15 protein-coding genes are annotated in these 16,115 nt (G+C 54.0%); 9 read left to right on the top strand and 6 right to left on the bottom strand.

Features of this window, described 5'->3' with window-relative positions:
* Window positions 1-89: 89 nt before the first annotated feature.
* Window positions 90-2,504 carry a putative ABC transporter permease subunit YbbP gene (gene ybbP, locus ABVM99_RS11365; RefSeq protein ID WP_052938307.1) on the bottom strand — a complete coding sequence of 805 codons (2,415 nt, stop codon included), beginning with the start codon at window positions 2,502-2,504 and terminating at the stop codon, window positions 90-92.
* Window positions 2,501-3,187, bottom strand: coding sequence for a putative ABC transporter ATP-binding protein YbbA (gene ybbA / locus ABVM99_RS11360; RefSeq protein ID WP_001110598.1), 687 nt, complete (start codon window positions 3,185-3,187; stop codon window positions 2,501-2,503). The genes ybbP and ybbA overlap by 4 nt, the downstream gene beginning before the upstream one ends.
* On the opposite strand from ybbA, the gene tesA reads away from it, so the two are divergent.
* From tesA to cnoX, 3 genes are all read left to right on the top strand, one after another.
* Window positions 3,158-3,772, top strand: coding sequence for a multifunctional acyl-CoA thioesterase I/protease I/lysophospholipase L1 (gene tesA / locus ABVM99_RS11355; protein WP_001010574.1), 615 nt, complete (start codon window positions 3,158-3,160; stop codon window positions 3,770-3,772). The genes ybbA and tesA overlap by 30 nt on opposite strands.
* Before the next feature lie 154 nt (window positions 3,773-3,926).
* The gene (locus ABVM99_RS11350; RefSeq protein ID WP_001172804.1) at window positions 3,927-4,697 is read left to right on the top strand and encodes an SDR family oxidoreductase; all 771 of its coding nucleotides are present in this window, start codon (window positions 3,927-3,929) and stop codon (window positions 4,695-4,697) included.
* A gap of 59 nt (window positions 4,698-4,756) precedes the next feature.
* The gene (gene cnoX, locus ABVM99_RS11345; protein ID WP_000116060.1) at window positions 4,757-5,611 is read left to right on the top strand and encodes a chaperedoxin; all 855 of its coding nucleotides are present in this window, start codon (window positions 4,757-4,759) and stop codon (window positions 5,609-5,611) included.
* Between the two features lie 85 nt (window positions 5,612-5,696).
* On the opposite strand, the gene fetB is transcribed toward cnoX, so the two are convergent.
* Both fetB and fetA read right to left on the bottom strand, forming a co-directional pair.
* Entirely contained in the window at window positions 5,697-6,476 is a 780-nt protein-coding gene (gene fetB, locus ABVM99_RS11340) for an iron efflux ABC transporter permease subunit FetB (protein WP_001002130.1), read from the bottom strand.
* Entirely contained in the window at window positions 6,463-7,140 is a 678-nt protein-coding gene (fetA, locus tag ABVM99_RS11335; RefSeq protein WP_000140192.1) for an iron efflux ABC transporter ATP-binding subunit FetA, read from the bottom strand. The genes fetB and fetA overlap by 14 nt, the downstream gene beginning before the upstream one ends.
* Window positions 7,141-7,286: 146 nt before the next feature.
* Between fetA and ABVM99_RS11330 the strand changes: the two genes are divergently transcribed.
* Together ABVM99_RS11330 and ABVM99_RS11325 are read left to right on the top strand one after the other, a co-directional pair.
* Window positions 7,287-8,204: an SPFH domain-containing protein gene (locus ABVM99_RS11330; protein ID WP_000906146.1), complete on the top strand. Its 918-nt coding sequence runs from the start codon at window positions 7,287-7,289 to the stop codon at window positions 8,202-8,204.
* A complete protein-coding gene (locus ABVM99_RS11325; protein ID WP_000561177.1) occupies window positions 8,201-8,653 on the top strand; it encodes an NfeD family protein in 453 nt (150 codons plus the stop codon). Before ABVM99_RS11330 ends, ABVM99_RS11325 begins: the two co-directional genes overlap by 4 nt.
* Here the strand turns inward: ABVM99_RS11325 and cueR are convergent, their stop codons facing one another.
* Window positions 8,654-9,070, bottom strand: a complete 417-nt coding sequence (gene cueR, locus ABVM99_RS11320; protein ID WP_001026760.1) for a Cu(I)-responsive transcriptional regulator — start codon at window positions 9,068-9,070, stop codon at window positions 8,654-8,656. It lies immediately after the preceding gene.
* Between the two features lie 109 nt (window positions 9,071-9,179).
* On the opposite strand from cueR, the gene copA reads away from it, so the two are divergent.
* The 4 genes from copA (at window position 9,180) to ybaK (ending at window position 14,223) form a co-directional block, all read left to right on the top strand.
* On the top strand, window positions 9,180-11,681 hold the full coding sequence (gene copA, locus ABVM99_RS11315) for a copper-exporting P-type ATPase CopA (RefSeq protein WP_000083910.1): 2,502 nt from the start codon (window positions 9,180-9,182) through the stop codon (window positions 11,679-11,681).
* A 153-nt stretch (window positions 11,682-11,834) separates the two neighbouring features.
* Window positions 11,835-12,662 carry a lysozyme inhibitor LprI family protein gene (locus tag ABVM99_RS11310; protein WP_023195371.1) on the top strand — a complete coding sequence of 276 codons (828 nt, stop codon included), beginning with the start codon at window positions 11,835-11,837 and terminating at the stop codon, window positions 12,660-12,662.
* A gap of 85 nt (window positions 12,663-12,747) precedes the next feature.
* Entirely contained in the window at window positions 12,748-13,542 is a 795-nt protein-coding gene (locus ABVM99_RS11305) for a TraB/GumN family protein (RefSeq protein WP_023195372.1), read from the top strand.
* A 201-nt stretch (window positions 13,543-13,743) separates the two neighbouring features.
* The gene (ybaK, locus tag ABVM99_RS11300) at window positions 13,744-14,223 is read left to right on the top strand and encodes a Cys-tRNA(Pro)/Cys-tRNA(Cys) deacylase YbaK (protein WP_000186616.1); all 480 of its coding nucleotides are present in this window, start codon (window positions 13,744-13,746) and stop codon (window positions 14,221-14,223) included.
* Between the two features lie 116 nt (window positions 14,224-14,339).
* On the opposite strand, the gene ushA is transcribed toward ybaK, so the two are convergent.
* Window positions 14,340-15,992 carry a bifunctional UDP-sugar hydrolase/5'-nucleotidase UshA gene (gene ushA, locus ABVM99_RS11295; RefSeq protein ID WP_000670398.1) on the bottom strand — a complete coding sequence of 551 codons (1,653 nt, stop codon included), beginning with the start codon at window positions 15,990-15,992 and terminating at the stop codon, window positions 14,340-14,342.
* Window positions 15,993-16,115: the final 123 nt, after the last annotated feature.

The raw sequence follows: 16,115 nt of genomic DNA, 5'->3' as shown, positions 1-16,115 counted from the left end.
GCTACTAAAAATCAAGGAGTTATCAATTTGTGCGACTAAAAAAGTACGCGCCGTTTTAAAAACCGGCGCGAAATTATTCACATCATGAATCATCCGTTAAACTGTCGGAATAGCGCTTTGCCTTTCAGCAAACGAACGCCAAGCCAGCCGCCGCATACGGAAAGCAGCAGCGCGCCGCAAAACGGCAGTACGCCCCATAAACGCCAGTCCGGCTCCCAGGGGAAATCAAAAACGTTGATTTGTAAGATCGCCAGCGCCGTTTCCGCGCCAATCGCGGCGACCAACCCGGCAACTAATCCCAGCATGGCGAATTCGCACCAGAGTGTGGTACGCAACAGTTTCTTTCCGGCTCCTAACGTGCGCCACACCACCAGCTCCTGATGGCGCTGACGCATCCCGACCTGTACCTGGGCCAGTAATAGCAACATGCCGCAGAGGGTGACTAGCACAACCATCACCTCCAGCGCCCGACTGACCTGCTCCAGCACCTGTCCCACCTGTTTCAGGATCGCCCCGATATCTAACAGGCTGACGGTAGGAAACTCGCGGTTAAGCTGCGTTAACATGCCGTTGCCATTCTCCCAGCGAAAACTGGTCAACCAACTTTGTGGTTGCCCGTCCAGCGCCCCGGAAGGAAAAATGAAGAAAAAGTTGGGCCGCAGGCTTTCCCAGTCCACTTGACGCAGGCTGGTGACTTTAGCGCTAAACGCCTGGGTATCGCCCATAAAGGTTACGCTATCGCCGAGTTTAACGTTCAGCCGCTTCGCCAACCCCTCTTCCATGGAGACTTCGCCCGGTTTTGGCGGCCAGTGACCGGCGACCAGCGGATTGTGCGCCGGGCGCGTATCCTGCCAGGTCAAATTCAGTTCACGGTTGAGCGACTCATCCTGCTGACCTTCCGTCGGATTACCGTTTATCCTGGTTAACCGCGCCCGCACAATCGGATAAAACGTCTGCGGGATCACCTGATGTTCCGCCAAAAAGGCTTTCAGCGGCGCAACCTGTTCTGAAGCAATATTGATAAGGAAATAGTTCGGGCTTTCCGGCGGGAGCTGCTGTTGCCAGCGATCAAGGAGGTCGCCGCGCAGCACCAGCAAGAGCGCCAGCAGCATAAACGAAAGCGAAAACGCCGAAAGCTGACTCAACGTTGACCACGGCTGACGCAGAAGTCGGCTGACGGCCAGACGCAGCGGTAGTGATGTCAACGTCATGCCGCGCAGCACGTTAAGCAGCATCCAGCCCACCAGACCGCACAGCAGCGCCAGTATCACGGCGCCCGCCAGAACCGCCCACAACAGCATACTTCCGCCCATCAATCCGGCGAGCAGCGCCACCACGACGGCGCAGGCGACAGGCAAATAAATTTTTAACGGCCAGACGCGAGCGACAACGTCGCGGCGCAGCACCCGTAGCGGCTGGGTCGCCAGCAACAATCGATAAGGCCGTAAACCGACCAGCAGAGAGATGACCGTCATCGCGCCCAGCGCCCACAGCCAGGGCCACAGGCTGGCGGGCGGCAAATCGGCGGGCAGTACCGGTTTTAGCAGCACCAACAATATGTTTTCAAACAGTAACCCAATCGCGCCTCCCGTGACGGCGGAAAGCCCCAGCACCATCAACCACTGTCCGATGATAAGTTTACGCAACTGGGCCCGGCCCGCGCCCAACGTTTTTAAAATCGCCACCAGATCGTAGCGGCTACGGCAGTAATGGCTCATCGCCACCGCGACGGCAGCTACCGCCAGCAGTAGCGTTAATAACGCCGAAAGTAGCAAAAACTGCTGCGAACGTTCGAGCGATTTCCCCAATGCCCCGTCATCCTGCTCCAGTCCGTACCAGCGATGTTCCGGTTTAAGCTGCGGTAACAGCCAGCTTTCATAGCCAGCAAGCTGTTGCGGCGTTCCGCCGAATTTATACCGCCACATCACGCGACTCCCCGGCTGTATCGCACCGGTTTTTGCCACATCGGCCATATTCATCATCAGACGCGGCGCCATCTGAAAAGGGTTAAATCCGGAATCCGGCTCCTGCACCACTTCACCGGCAATACGCAAGGTCACGTCGCCGACATCAATGGTATCGCCCGTTTTCAAATTAAGCAGCGCCATCAGACGCGGCGCCAGCAGTACGCTACCCGGCTGCGGTTTCACTCCGTCAGGACGGGTTTGCAATTCGCCGTACATCGGATAAACGCTATCTACCGCCTTCACGCTGGCCAGTTGCGGCGTATCGCCGGCAAACGTCATGGTCGCAAAGGTTAACTGCTCGCCCACGTTAAGACCGCGTTTACGCGCCTCTTCAAGCCAGGCTTTCGGTACCTCCCGCGAACTTTGCAGCGTCCGATCGCCTGCCATAAACTCGCGGCTTTGCTGACTTAACCCTTTTTCCATCCGGTCGCTGATACTGCCGAGCGCCAGTACGCAGGCCACCGCCAGACTCAACGCCAGCCAGACAATAATCAGCGACGGCGAGCGCCATTCGCGCCAGAACCAGCGAGCTATCATGCCTCCTCCTGTAACTGACCGTTGACCAACCGCAGCCGCCGGTCGCAGCGCGCCGCCAGCGCCGGGTCGTGCGTCACCAGAATCAGCGTGGTGCCGTGCTCGCGGTTAAGCGAAAATAGCAGGTCGGCGATTTTATCTCCGGTCTGACGGTCAAGGTTGCCCGTCGGCTCATCGGCAAACAGCACATCAGGACGCCCGTTAAACGCGCGCGCCAGCGCTACGCGCTGCTGTTCGCCGCCGGAAAGCTGTGCCGGAAGGTGGTCAAGCCGTTTTCCCAGTCCCAGTTGTTCGAGCAGCGCTTTCGCCCCCGCCTTACTCTGACCGCTGTTTTCACCGCGTAGCAGGGCCGGTAGCTCAACGTTTTCCAGCGCGTTAAGCGTAGGAATAAGCATGAAGGATTGAAAAACAAAACCGACATGCTGAGCGCGAAGCTGCGCCCGCGCCTCTTCGTCCATCTGGTGAAGCGGTTTCCCCACCAGACTGACCTCTCCGCTACTGCCGTCATCCAGTCCGGCGAGAATCGCCAGCAGCGTAGATTTTCCCGATCCTGATTCGCCAATCAGCGCAATGGTTTCACCGCGTTTGACAACCAGTTCAACTCCGGTAAGGATGGAAAGCTCATGCTCACCCTGACCGACGGACTTCCTGAGACGATGAACTTCAACACTGTTTTCCGCTGGCATTTGCCCTTCCTGTTTTTGATCCTGTTAACTTTCCGTGCCGCCGCCGCAGACACCTTATTAATTCTGGGCGATAGCCTCAGCGCCGGTTACCGTATGGCCGCCAGCGCAGCATGGCCGTCGCTCCTTAATGATAAATGGCAAAACAAAACGTCGGTCGTTAATGCCAGTATAAGCGGTGATACCTCGCAGCAGGGACTGGCGCGTTTGCCGGCGCTGTTGCAACAGCATCACCCGCGCTGGGTAGTGGTGGAACTTGGCGGCAACGATGGCCTACGCGGTTTTGCGCCTGCGCAAACCGAACAGACGCTACGTAAAATCATTCAGACGGTGAAAGCCGCCGATGCCCAACCGTTACTGATGCAAATTCATCTGCCCGCTAACTACGGTCGCCGTTATAATGAATCCTTTAGCGCCATTTATCCTAAGCTCGCCAAAGAGTTCGATATTCCTCTGTTACCGTTTTTTATGGAAGAGGTATATCTGAAACCGCAGTGGATGCAGGATGACGGCATTCATCCCAACCGCGACGCCCAGCCGTTTATTGCCGACTGGATGGCGAAGCAGTTGACCCCTTTTCTCTCCTGAATAATTCGAGTTGCATGAAGGCGGCACGTAAGAGAATTTCCAGGAGCACAGATACCTATGTGACTGGAGTAAACGAACGCACAGGCAACTTGAAGTATGACGGATATAGTTAACCACGACTCTTAAATCAACGGAGATCCTGACAGGTAAAGTTATGCAAAAATCGGTCTTAATAACAGGATGTTCCAGCGGAATCGGTCTGGACAGCGCGCTTGAACTTAAACGCCAGGGCTTTCAAATCCTGGCGGGCTGCCGCAAACCTGATGATGTCGCCCGGATGAACAGTATGGGATTTACCGGCGTGTTGATCGATCTCGACTCCCCTGAAAGCGTGGATCGTGCCGCCGATGAAGTGATCGCCCTGACCGATAATCGTCTGTATGGGATCTTTAACAATGCCGGCTACGGCGTATATGGCCCCCTTTCCACCATCAGCCGTGAGCAGATGGAGCAACAGTTTTCCAGTAATTTCTTCGGCGCGCATCAGCTTACTATGCGCTTACTTCCCGCCATGTTGCCGCATGGCGAAGGACGCATTGTGATGACCTCATCGGTGATGGGGCTGATTTCCACCCCAGGGCGCGGCGCTTACGCCGCCAGCAAATATGCGCTCGAAGCCTGGTCTGACGCGCTACGTATGGAGCTACGGCACACAGGCATTAAAGTGAGCCTGATAGAACCGGGGCCGATTCGTACCCGTTTTACGGATAACGTTAACCAGACGCAGCGTGATAAACCGGTAGAAAATCCCGGCATCGCCGCACGTTTCACCCGCGATCCTGACGCGGTAGTAGCGAAAGTACGTCATGCTTTTGCAAGCGATAAACCCAGGCTGCGCTATCCCGTTACGCTGGTCACCTGGGCGGTGATGGCGCTGAAACGCCTATTGCCGGGCCGGATGCTGGATAAAATTTTACAAAGCTGAGTTGAAGCGCGCCAGTCAGCCCCCATGTAAACGTGACACAGACAAAAGAGAGCGACGCCATGTCCGTACAGAACATTGTCAATATTAATGAATCCAACCTGCAGCAGACCTTAGAGCAGTCCATGACCACGCCGGTACTGTTCTATTTCTGGTCTGAACGCAGCCAACACTGTCTGCAATTAACGCCAGTGCTGGAAAGTCTGGCTGCCCAGTACCACGGTCAGTTTATTCTGGCAAAGCTGGACTGCGACGCCGAACAGATGATCGCCGCTCAGTTTGGTCTGCGCGCCATCCCGACAGTCTATCTGTTCCAGAATGGCCAACCGGTCGATGGTTTCCAGGGACCGCAGCCGGAAGAGGCGATCCGCGCTCTGCTGGATAAAGTACTGCCGCGCGAAGAAGAGCTAAAGGCGCAACAAGCGATGCAGTTAATGCAGGAGGGCAACTACATTGACGCTCTGCCGTTGCTCAAAGACGCCTGGCAGCTCTCTTCGCAGAACAGTGAGATTGGCCTGTTACTGGCGGAAGCGCAAATTGCGCTGAACCGTTCTGAAGAGGCCGAAGCGGTGTTAAAAACTATCCCGCTACAGGATCAGGATACCCGTTATCAGGGGCTGGTTGCGCAGATCGAACTGCTTAAACAGGCGGCGGATACGCCGGAAATTCAGCAACTTCAGCAGCAAGTCGCGGAGAATCCGCAGGATGCGGCTTTGGCAACGCAACTGGCGTTGCAGTTGCACCAGGTCGGACGTAATGAAGAAGCGCTGGAATTGCTGTTCAGCCATCTGAGAAAAGATCTTGCCGCCGCCGAGGGACAGACGCGCAAAACCTTCCAGGAGATCCTTGCCGCGCTCGGCACCGGCGACGCGCTGGCGTCGAAATACCGCCGCCAGTTGTACGCGCTACTGTATTAATCCTCTCTTGCCTGATGGCGCGCTTATCTGGCCTACCTGTCGTCCTCAGGCCGGATAAGGCGCTTGCGCCATCATCCGGCAACTATCATGATTTCTTGAGCGGCATCACTACCAACTGATGACGCGAATTATAGAACTTCCGGTAGGTTAAATAGCAGGCAATGATGGTAGACAGGCTGGCTGTCGACAACAGCATAAACGTTACCATAATTTGATATTTAATCGCTTTTACCGGATCGATCCCGGCAAAAATCAGCCCGGACATCATCCCCGGCAGGCTCACCAGCCCAACGGTCTTTGCCGAGTCGATCGTCGGGATAAGCGATGCGCGGATACTATCGCGGATAAGCCCGGCGGAGGCCATTTTCGGCGTTGCGCCCAAACTTAATTTTTCCTGGATTTGCTGCTGCTCGCTATGAAAACGCAGCCCCAGTTGGTTGTAGCACAGCCCTACCGCCACCATCGCATTGCCGGCGACCATGCCAGCGATGGGAATCACCTGCATCGGCGCAAATTCAATCGAACCGGTAAGCACCAGTACCGTCAGCGTTAGTCCGGCGCCGACGGTGATGGCGATAAACGAGGAGAGAAATGCCTTATCGATATATTTACTGCGCTTTTGCGCGTTCCAGGCGGCGTTAAAACAGATGAACAGCACCATCAGCAGCGTCAGGGCGGCATGATTAACGCCAAAGATGTATTTCAGTACATAGCCGACAATAATGAGCTGTATCACCGCCCGGCATACGCTCCACAGAATATCTTTTTCCAGCGCCAGCTTTTCCTTGTGACTGATGAGCATCGCGACCACCACCAGCAGCATCGATAACGCCAGCGAGGTATTGGTAATATTATGCTCGTTCATAACGCGCCTCCTGCATCTCTCCGGCAGATGGCGTTAACGTTATCACCTTATCCGCGTGTTGAATTTCATCTTTATCATGCGTTACCCACAAGACAGCGACCTGCTTATCGCGAACATAGCGATGAATAATATCATTCACATTCCGTTTGTTATGTTCATCCAGCGCGCTGGTTATTTCGTCGAGTAACAGTATTTTCGGCAGAAACTGTAGATTACGAATTAGAGCAATACGCTGTTTTTCCCCGCCGGAAAGCGCGGCAATCGGTTTTTGCAGAATCGTCTCCGGCAGTTCAAAACGCGCCAGATCGTCTGCGAAGGCTGTCGGCTGCGGGCGCTGATGGCGAATTTGCCAGGGAAAAATCAGGTTATCGTAAACCGTATCGCCAAATAGTGCTGGCGTCTGAGCGCAATAAGAAACCTGCTGGCGATAGGCTTCCGGACTCAGAGTAGTAATATCCTGCCCCTCAAAAAGAATCACGCCGATATCAGGGCTTATTAACGAAGCCACCATTTTCAACAACGTACTTTTTCCGCAGCCAGAAGGACCGGTAATTAACTTAAATTCGCCGCGTTGCAGCGTAAAACTGATGTTATTCACTATTTTTGTCGTCGCAGTCCGGTAACCGACCTGCTTTAACTCAAGCAACATGCTACGTTCTGTCATTTATTGCGCATCCGTTGTTCATATTTTTATAGCGATAGTGTATCCCTGTAATTAATAAGGGGGGAACATGCTTTACTGAATCAGGTATAATTCGCTTAATTCGTCAGCAAAATCGGTTTATGGACAACGCAACAGGAGGTTTAGCTATGCTCATTCTTATCCCTATTCTCATTTTCGTCGCGCTGGTGATCGTCGGCGCGGGCGTCAAAATCGTTCCGCAGGGATACCAGTGGACGGTGGAGCGCTTTGGACGTTACACCAAAACCCTGCAGCCGGGATTAAGCCTTGTTGTACCGTTTATGGACAGAATTGGCCGCAAGATCAATATGATGGAGCAAGTGCTGGATATTCCGTCGCAGGAGGTGATCTCAAAAGATAACGCCAACGTCACTATCGATGCGGTCTGTTTTATTCAGGTTATCGATGCGCCGCGCGCCGCCTATGAAGTCAGTAACCTGGAACTGGCGATCATTAACCTGACCATGACCAATATCCGTACAGTGCTCGGTTCGATGGAGCTGGATGAAATGCTCTCCCAGCGCGACAGCATCAACACGCGGCTGCTGCATATTGTCGATGAAGCCACCAACCCGTGGGGAATTAAAGTTACCCGTATCGAAATTCGCGATGTCCGCCCGCCCGCGGAATTGATCTCCTCGATGAACGCCCAGATGAAAGCGGAACGTACCAAACGCGCCTATATCCTTGAGGCCGAAGGGGTGCGTCAGGCGGAAATCCTGAAAGCCGAGGGGGAAAAACAGTCGCAGATTCTGAAAGCCGAAGGCGAACGTCAGTCCGCTTTCCTGCAGGCGGAAGCGCGCGAACGTTCCGCCGAAGCGGAAGCCCGCGCTACGCAGATGGTGTCTGAAGCCATCGCCGCCGGGGATATTCAGGCGATAAACTACTTCGTGGCGCAGAAATACACCGAAGCGTTACAGCAAATCGGCTCGGCGAATAACAGCAAAGTGGTCATGATGCCGCTGGATGCCAGCAGCCTGATGGGCGCTATCGCCGGGATCAGCGAGCTGGTTAAGGACAGCGCCAGCGAACGGAAAAAAGCATGATAGCGATGATTCTGGTACATCCGCATATCTTCTGGCTTAGCCTCGGCGGCCTGTTGTTGGCTGCGGAAATGCTCGGTGGTAACGGCTATTTGCTGTGGAGCGGCGTGGCGGCAGTGATTACCGGCTTAACCGTCTGGCTCTTACCGCTCGGCTGGGAATGGCAGGGCGTGCTGTTTGCGGCCTTAACGTTACTGGCGGCCTGGCTTTGGTGGCGCTGGCTGGCGCGTCGCGTGCGGGAACAAAAGCCGACCGACAGCCGCCTTAACCAACGCGGACAACAACTGGTAGGCCGCCGGTTTATGCTTGATGCCGCGTTAGTGAACGGACGGGGTCATATGCGTGTCGGCGACAGCTCGTGGCCGGTATGCGCTGACGAAGACCTGCGCGCAGGTACGCATGTCGAAGTGATCGCCGTGGAAGGCATCACCTTACGCATTCGTGCCGTTTAATCAACGTGGCTTTTGCGCCTTGTGATGACAGCAGCCGGAAAGATTATCAATAATCGGGCAGTCGGCGCTGTCATCGCCGGGACAACTCTCCGCCAGCGCCAACAGTTGATCGCGCATTGATTGCAGCTCGCTGATATGGCGCTCGATCTCCGCGACCTTTTCCAGCGTCCGCTTTTTCACATCTGCGCTATGGCGTCGCGGATCGTTAAACAGATTGACCAGTTCGCCACACTCTTCCAGATTAAACCCCACCTGCCTCGCCTGTCGCAGCAACGTCAGCTCGTTTAAATGCTTCTGCGTGTAGGTGCGATAACCATTTTCGCTACGTAATGGCGGCGTCACCAGCCCTTTCTCTTCATAAAACCGAATGGCTTTGCTGGTTAAACCGGTTTTTTTCGCCACATCGCTAATATTCATATTTCCCCCTTGACCTTAACCTTGCTGGAAGGTTTAACCTTTATCACAGTGAGTCACTACGATTACTAAGGTCAATGAATTGATGACCAATCATAAAGGAGTTTTTACTATGTCTCAAACTATCGACCTGACCCTGGACGGTTTGTCCTGCGGTCATTGCGTTAAACGCGTGAAAGAAAGTCTTGAACAACGTCCGGATGTTGAGCTGGCGGACGTTACCGTAACCGAAGCGCACGTTACCGGTACCGCCAGTGCGGACGCGTTAATTGAAACCATCAAACAAGCCGGGTATGGCGCGACGTTAAGCCACCCAAAGGCTAAACCGCTGACGGAGTCATCAATCCCGTCGGAAGCACTGGCAGCGGTTCCTCATGAGCTTCCGGTAGCGACGGCCGATGAAGAAAGCCAACAGTTGCTGTTAAGCGGCATGAGCTGCGCCAGTTGTGTCACCCGCGTACAACATGCGCTACAAAGCGTACCGGGCGTCACGCAGGCACGGGTAAACCTGGCGGAACGCACTGCGCTGGTGATGGGCAGCGCGTCCGCCGCTGATTTAGTGCAGGCGGTGGAAAAAGCCGGCTACGGCGCAGAGGCGATTGAAGATGACATCAAACGCCGCGAGCGCCAGCAGGAAACCGCCATCGCCACCATGAAACGTTTTCGCTGGCAGGCCATCGTTGCCCTGGCGGTCGGTATACCGGTCATGGTCTGGGGAATGATCGGCGATAACATGATGGTGACCGGCGACAACCGCAGCCTGTGGCTGGCTATTGGCCTGATCACGCTTGCGGTGATGGTCTTTGCGGGCGGTCACTTTTACCGTAACGCGTGGAAAAGCCTGCTGAACGGCACGGCGACGATGGATACGCTGGTGGCGCTCGGCACCGGGGTCGCCTGGCTCTACTCCATGAGCGTCAACCTGTGGCCGCAGTGGTTCCCGATGGAAGCGCGGCACCTCTATTACGAAGCCAGCGCGATGATTATCGGTTTGATTAATCTCGGACACATGCTGGAAGCGCGCGCCCGTCAGCGTTCCTCAAAAGCGCTGGAAAAATTACTCGATCTCACCCCGCCCACCGCACGCGTCGTGACAGAAGACGGCGAAAAAAGCGTCCCGCTGGCGGACGTTCAGCCAGGGATGCTGCTGCGGCTCACTACCGGCGATCGCGTGCCGGTGGATGGCGAAATTACCCAGGGCGAAGCGTGGCTTGATGAAGCCATGCTGACCGGCGAACCCATTCCGCAGCAAAAAGGCGAAGGCGACAGCGTTCATGCCGGCACCGTCGTCCAGGACGGCAGCGTCCTGTTCCGCGCCAGCGCGGTGGGCAGTCATACCACGCTGTCACGCATTATTCGCATGGTACGCCAGGCGCAGAGCAGTAAACCGGAAATTGGCCAACTGGCCGATAAAATCTCCGCGGTATTCGTTCCCGTCGTCGTGGCCATTGCGCTGTTCAGCGCCGCTATCTGGTATTTCTTCGGTCCGGCGCCGCAAATTGTTTATACGCTGGTCATCGCTACCACCGTACTGATTATCGCCTGCCCTTGCGCATTAGGCCTGGCGACGCCAATGTCGATTATTTCCGGCGTAGGCCGCGCTGCCGAATTCGGCGTGCTGGTACGCGACGCCGATGCCCTGCAACGCGCCAGTACGTTGGATACCCTCGTTTTTGATAAAACCGGGACGCTGACGGAAGGCAAGCCGCAAGTGGTGGCGGTAAAAACCTTTAACGGCGTTGATGAAGCTCAGGCATTACGTCTGGCAGCCGCGCTCGAACAAGGCTCCAGCCACCCGCTGGCCCATGCGATTCTGGAAAAAGCCGGCGACGATAAACTGCCGCAGGTGAACGGTTTCAGAACTCTGCGCGGACTGGGCGTCAGCGGTGAAGCGGAAGGCCATCAACTGCTTCTGGGGAACCAGGCGTTGCTGAACGAACAGCACGTCGCCACGGATGATATGACGGCGGAAATCACCGCGCAGGCCTCGCAAGGCTCGACTCCGGTCCTGCTGGCGATTGACGGTAAAGCGGCGGCGTTACTGGCGGTACGCGATCCATTGCGCAGCGATAGTATTGCCGCGCTTGAACGCCTGCACAACGCCGGATACCGTCTGGTAATGCTCACCGGGGATAACCCAACGACGGCTAACGCGATTGCCAAAGAAGCGGGCATTGATGAAGTGATTGCGGGCGTTCTGCCGGATGGCAAAGCCGATGCGATTAAACGTCTGCAAAGCCAGGGTCGTCAGGTTGCGATGGTCGGCGATGGTATCAACGATGCGCCCGCGCTGGCGCAGGCGGACGTCGGTATCGCGATGGGCGGCGGCAGCGATGTGGCGATTGAAACCGCGGCGATTACGCTGATGCGCCATAGTCTGATGGGCGTGGCGGATGCGCTGGCCATTTCGCGCGCGACGTTGCGCAATATGAAGCAAAACCTGCTTGGCGCATTTATCTACAACAGCATTGGTATCCCGGTGGCCGCCGGTATTCTGTGGCCGTTTACCGGTACCTTGTTAAACCCGGTAGTAGCGGGCGCGGCAATGGCGCTGTCTTCCATTACCGTCGTGAGCAATGCCAACCGGCTATTGCGCTTTAAACCGAAAGCGTAAAAACGCTATATCAGGCAGCATCAGCTGCCTGATATATTATTAAGCCATCAGTAATTTACCGTATCAATATATAAAAATTTAACCGCACATCCTGTAGAAAAATAAAAATCAACATTTTATAATGTTTTTTTGAATCATAAGGATGTGTTATTTATGTTTAGAAAAGCAGTTGCGCTTCTTTTTCTATTTTCTCCCGCCATCAGTTATGCAGGGTTATTTGATTCCACTCCAGAGTTAAAATGTGGCAACGATAATGCAGTCACGGCGGCAAAAGAGTGGATTTACAATGAAGCATTAGGTCGTTTACAGCAAGACTATATTAAAGAGCCCTCCACGCTTTTCTTCGATATCCCCCAGACTCAATACGAGCAGCAACTCCGGGCTATTCCTGTTCAATTCAGTGATGTAATCACGCAGAACCCTCAAGCAGAAAATGCCAACCTACGAACTTGCTCGGCTACCGTCGCCATGAGTATTCCTCAGCCATTGTTTAAATTAATGAAAGACTTACCAAATACTCTATTCTATATTTCACAAGGGGATGGACAGGTAATAAACAATACGGTGACCTGGAAACAGGTTAACTACAATATTCAGCTAGCAGACAACAACAAAGATATTGTTGTCACCACTGTGCAAAAAACCGATAAATTGGCGCGATCTATTTATGTAATGGCAAGAATGACGGTATCTGGTGATAGCATTATAAAGAAAAAAAATAACTCACTGATTGAAATCGCAGCAAAGAAATTTGAGAGTAGAGATCGCGAGCTTAATCAGGTCTGGAAATCGCTACCCGCCTCTGCCCGAACGGCATTAAAACAAGAGCAGCGAGTCTGGGTGACCAAAAAAGAGCAGCAGTGCGGCAAACTTAGCGATGCCAAATCCGAGGCCATACCCTCTGAAAAGCGCATCAGTATTTATAAATGCCAGCTTGAAATGACCATCGCCAGAACGGCCTATCTCGACGGCAGCGAATAACCCGACCGATCGTTGACGTCCCGTCAGGGCGCATTGCGCCCTTTTCTCCAACGCGCTAGCATGAGCTTTTTCAAAGGGAGCGCGTATGGAGTTATTAAATCAACTTAAACGTTTATGGCGCGCGCTGCGTGGTACCCCAAATAGTTGGCCTGCTATCGATCTCTCCCTGCCCGGCGGTCGTCATCTGCATCTGGTTGGCAGTATTCATATGGGGACGCGCGATATGGCTCCTCTTCCAGCAAAGCTGGTGAAAAAGCTACGCCAGGCCGATGCGCTGGTCGTTGAAGCGGATATTTCTGGTAACGAAACGCCATTCAGCAATCTCCCCAAATGCCCGCCGTTGGTCGAACGTCTCAGCGCCAGGCAGCTAAGCGCACTGGAAAAACGGGTCAGCGAGTTGGGTATGCCGCTGATCCATTTTGATAATCAACCTTTATGGCAGATAGCTATGGTGCTACAGGCCACGCAGGCGCAACGGCTGGGATTGCGCCCGGACTATGGCATTGATTATCAGCTATTACAGGCTGCCCGCGAAATGTCGCTGCCGGTGCAAGAGCTGGAAGGGGCGAAACACCAGCTCGAACTACTCTGCGATCTGCCCGATGGCGGGATGGCGCTGCTCGACGACACGCTGACGCACTGGCACACCAACGCACGGCTTTTGCAGGTGATGATCGGCTGGTGGCTTGAACAGCCGCCGACCAGCGTCGGTGCTTCGCTCCCCAGAACGTTTAGCCAACCGCTGTATGATGTACTGATGGTGAAACGCAATGAAGCCTGGCGCGACGCGCTGCTGGCACTGCCGCCGGGACGCTACGTGGTAGCCGTAGGGGCGCTACATCTGTACGGCGAAGGCAACCTACCGCAAATATTGAAATAAAAAAATGGCCAATATCGCTATTGGCCCGTCAAAGAGGAATTTCATCGTTATTATTATCCCGACGCTTTCGCTTCGGATCTTCAGATTGTCGCTCAAAGTTGCCGCAACTGCCAAGACCTAATGCACAAGATTATACTATTTTTTAGTCCGCTTTCGGGCGTATTCTGATGGCAAATCACGTCTGTAGTAAGAAGGAACGTTATGACACCCGCAGTTAAGTTACTCGAAAAAAACAAGATTCCGTTTAACATTCACACCTACGATCACGATCCGAATGAAACTAACTTTGGCGATGAAGTGGTGCGTAAGCTCGGGCTAAACGCCGATCAGGTGTATAAAACGCTTTTGGTCGCCGTAAATGGCGATATGAAGCAACTGGCCGTCGCCGTGACGCCTGTAGCCGGGCAGCTGGATTTGAAAAAAGTCGCCAAAGCTCTGGGCGCGAAAAAGGTCGATATGGCCGACCCGATGGTGGCGCAACGCACCACGGGATATCTGGTCGGCGGGATCAGTCCGCTGGGACAGAAGAAACGGCTGCCCACACTGATTGACGCGCCTGCCCGCGCGTTTGCCACTATTTATGTTTCCGGTGGTAAACGCGGGCTGGATATTGAACTGGCGGCTGACGATTTGGCCGCCATCCTGGGTGCTAAATTCGCTGATATCGCGCGTCGGGATTAAGCCTGCGTAAAATACATTGCCGGATAGCGGCGCAAACGCCTTATCCGGCCTACAGCAGACATAATCCGTAGGCCTTAAGGCTGCTCGCCATCAGGCAGTGATGGCTATCCGTGCCGCTACAGCCAGCTCACCTCGCCTTTTGGCGTAAACGCCGCCGCATCCAGCGGTGAATTCTGCTGAATAAACTCTTTCAGCACTTCCGCGTCAATAAACCCGGTATTCACGTATCCCGGTTTGTTATCGATGCGCGGATAACCATCGCCGCCCGTGGCGTTGAAACTCAGCGTCGCCATGCGATAGGTTTTGGCCGGATCAACAGGCTCGCCTTTGATTTTCAGATCGGTGAGCTTGCCCTCTTTGGCGACAAAGCTCACATTGGCGAACTGTGGATAGGCGCCGGAGTCCGGCTTCATCTGCGCTACGGCGGTGAGATAATCAACCACCTCTTTGCCACTCATATCGGCATACACCACAATGTTGCCGAACGGCTGTACCTTGAGCACGCTTTTATAGGTAATATCTCCCGCCTCAATCGAGTCGCGAATACCGCCGCCGCTCATCACGCCAAAATCGGCGCCGGTGCGCGCGATCTGCGCAGCCAGAATCACCCGTCCCATATTGGTCTGGACAAATCTGACCTTACTGCGATCGCCTTCAAGAAGGCCATTCACGCTACCAATTTTCACCTCCAGTTGCGCTTTACCTTTATTCTGGAACGGCGTTAATAACGAGAGCATTTGCGGATTTTCTGCGATTTCCGGCGTGTAAAGCACACGCTCGCTTTTCCCGTTATCCCAGGTCACTTTTTTCTTGAGATTTACCGGAATAAGCTGGTAGTTAACCATTTTCATCTCGCCGTTACGGAATTCGAAATCCGCGCGGCCCACATATTTACCCCACTCATGCGCCTGCACGATCCAGATACCATTTTGCTTATCCGGCGCGCAGGGCGTTCCCGGTACGTAATTCACCTGTTTTTTATTTTCCGACGCCATGCATACCGGGTCTTGTGAGTGACCGCCCACAATCATCGCCAGCGAACCGGCAGGCAGGCTACGCGCCATCTCAACGTCGCCCGGCGCATTCGAACCGTGATCGCCGTTGTCATAATGTCCCATATGCGTGGTCGCGATAATCACGTCCGGTTTTTCATTCATATTAAGTTCCTGAATCACCACCTTTGCTTCTTCAGCAGGTTTACGAAACTCAATATCGGTGAAATATTCCGGGTTGCCTATTTTCGCCGTGTCATCGGTGGTTAAGCCAATTACCGCGATTTTTATATCCTGGCGTGTAAAAATAGCCCACGGCTTAAACAGACGCTCGCCGGTACTTTTTTGATAAATATTGGCGGAAAGAAAGGGAAACTTCGCCCACTTTTCCTGCTGGCGCAATACGGTGAGCGGGTTATCAAACTCATGATTACCGACGGCCATAGCGTCGTAGCCAATCAGATTCATCCCGCGGAAATCGGGCTCCGCATCCTGGAGATCGGATTCCGGCACCCCGGTATTAATGTCGCCGCCGGATAACAACAGGACGCTTCCCCCCTCTTGCGCCACCTCTTTACGGATACTGTCCACCAGCGTTTTTTGCGCCGCCAGACCATATTCGCCATATTCGCTGCGCCAGAAGTGACCGTGGTGATCGTTGGTATGCAGGATAGTAATTTTATAGGTTTTATCTTTTTCGTAAGCCTGTGCAGGCTGAGTCGTCAGCGCGAACGCCGCCAGTAACGCCAGCGCCACACCCCGTTTCAAAAATTTCATCTTTCTCTCCCTGACTCAATATCAACCGCAGAAATTACCTTTCCTTGCAATAATAGACAAATATGTTTTCAGAATTGAGACTTCCTTCAAACACATTTCACAGGTATGTTAGGCAAGTAATAA

It is taken from the genome of Salmonella sp. SJTUF15591, from assembly GCF_043356435.1.
Classification (GTDB): domain Bacteria; phylum Pseudomonadota; class Gammaproteobacteria; order Enterobacterales; family Enterobacteriaceae; genus Salmonella; species Salmonella enterica.
The sequence above is the reverse complement of the archived record's forward strand: the minus strand, read 5'-3'. Positions and strand labels throughout refer to the sequence as shown.

What these genes read in the sequence shown, in the direction of transcription:
- ybbP (WP_052938307.1), bottom strand. Translation starts at nt 2,504, where the DNA reads ATGATAGCTCGCTGGTTCTGGCGCGAATGGCGCTCGCCGTCGCTGATT.
- tesA (WP_001010574.1), top strand. Translation starts at nt 3,158, where the DNA reads ATGAACTTCAACACTGTTTTCCGCTGGCATTTGCCCTTCCTGTTTTTG.
- ybbA (WP_001110598.1), bottom strand. Translation starts at nt 3,187, where the DNA reads ATGCCAGCGGAAAACAGTGTTGAAGTTCATCGTCTCAGGAAGTCCGTC.
- ABVM99_RS11350 (WP_001172804.1), top strand. Translation starts at nt 3,927, where the DNA reads ATGCAAAAATCGGTCTTAATAACAGGATGTTCCAGCGGAATCGGTCTG.
- cnoX (WP_000116060.1), top strand. Translation starts at nt 4,757, where the DNA reads ATGTCCGTACAGAACATTGTCAATATTAATGAATCCAACCTGCAGCAG.
- fetB (WP_001002130.1), bottom strand. Translation starts at nt 6,476, where the DNA reads ATGAACGAGCATAATATTACCAATACCTCGCTGGCGTTATCGATGCTG.
- fetA (WP_000140192.1), bottom strand. Translation starts at nt 7,140, where the DNA reads ATGACAGAACGTAGCATGTTGCTTGAGTTAAAGCAGGTCGGTTACCGG.
- ABVM99_RS11330 (WP_000906146.1), top strand. Translation starts at nt 7,287, where the DNA reads ATGCTCATTCTTATCCCTATTCTCATTTTCGTCGCGCTGGTGATCGTC.
- ABVM99_RS11325 (WP_000561177.1), top strand. Translation starts at nt 8,201, where the DNA reads ATGATAGCGATGATTCTGGTACATCCGCATATCTTCTGGCTTAGCCTC.
- cueR (WP_001026760.1), bottom strand. Translation starts at nt 9,070, where the DNA reads ATGAATATTAGCGATGTGGCGAAAAAAACCGGTTTAACCAGCAAAGCC.
- copA (WP_000083910.1), top strand. Translation starts at nt 9,180, where the DNA reads ATGTCTCAAACTATCGACCTGACCCTGGACGGTTTGTCCTGCGGTCAT.
- ABVM99_RS11310 (WP_023195371.1), top strand. Translation starts at nt 11,835, where the DNA reads ATGTTTAGAAAAGCAGTTGCGCTTCTTTTTCTATTTTCTCCCGCCATC.
- ABVM99_RS11305 (WP_023195372.1), top strand. Translation starts at nt 12,748, where the DNA reads ATGGAGTTATTAAATCAACTTAAACGTTTATGGCGCGCGCTGCGTGGT.
- ybaK (WP_000186616.1), top strand. Translation starts at nt 13,744, where the DNA reads ATGACACCCGCAGTTAAGTTACTCGAAAAAAACAAGATTCCGTTTAAC.
- ushA (WP_000670398.1), bottom strand. Translation starts at nt 15,992, where the DNA reads ATGAAATTTTTGAAACGGGGTGTGGCGCTGGCGTTACTGGCGGCGTTC.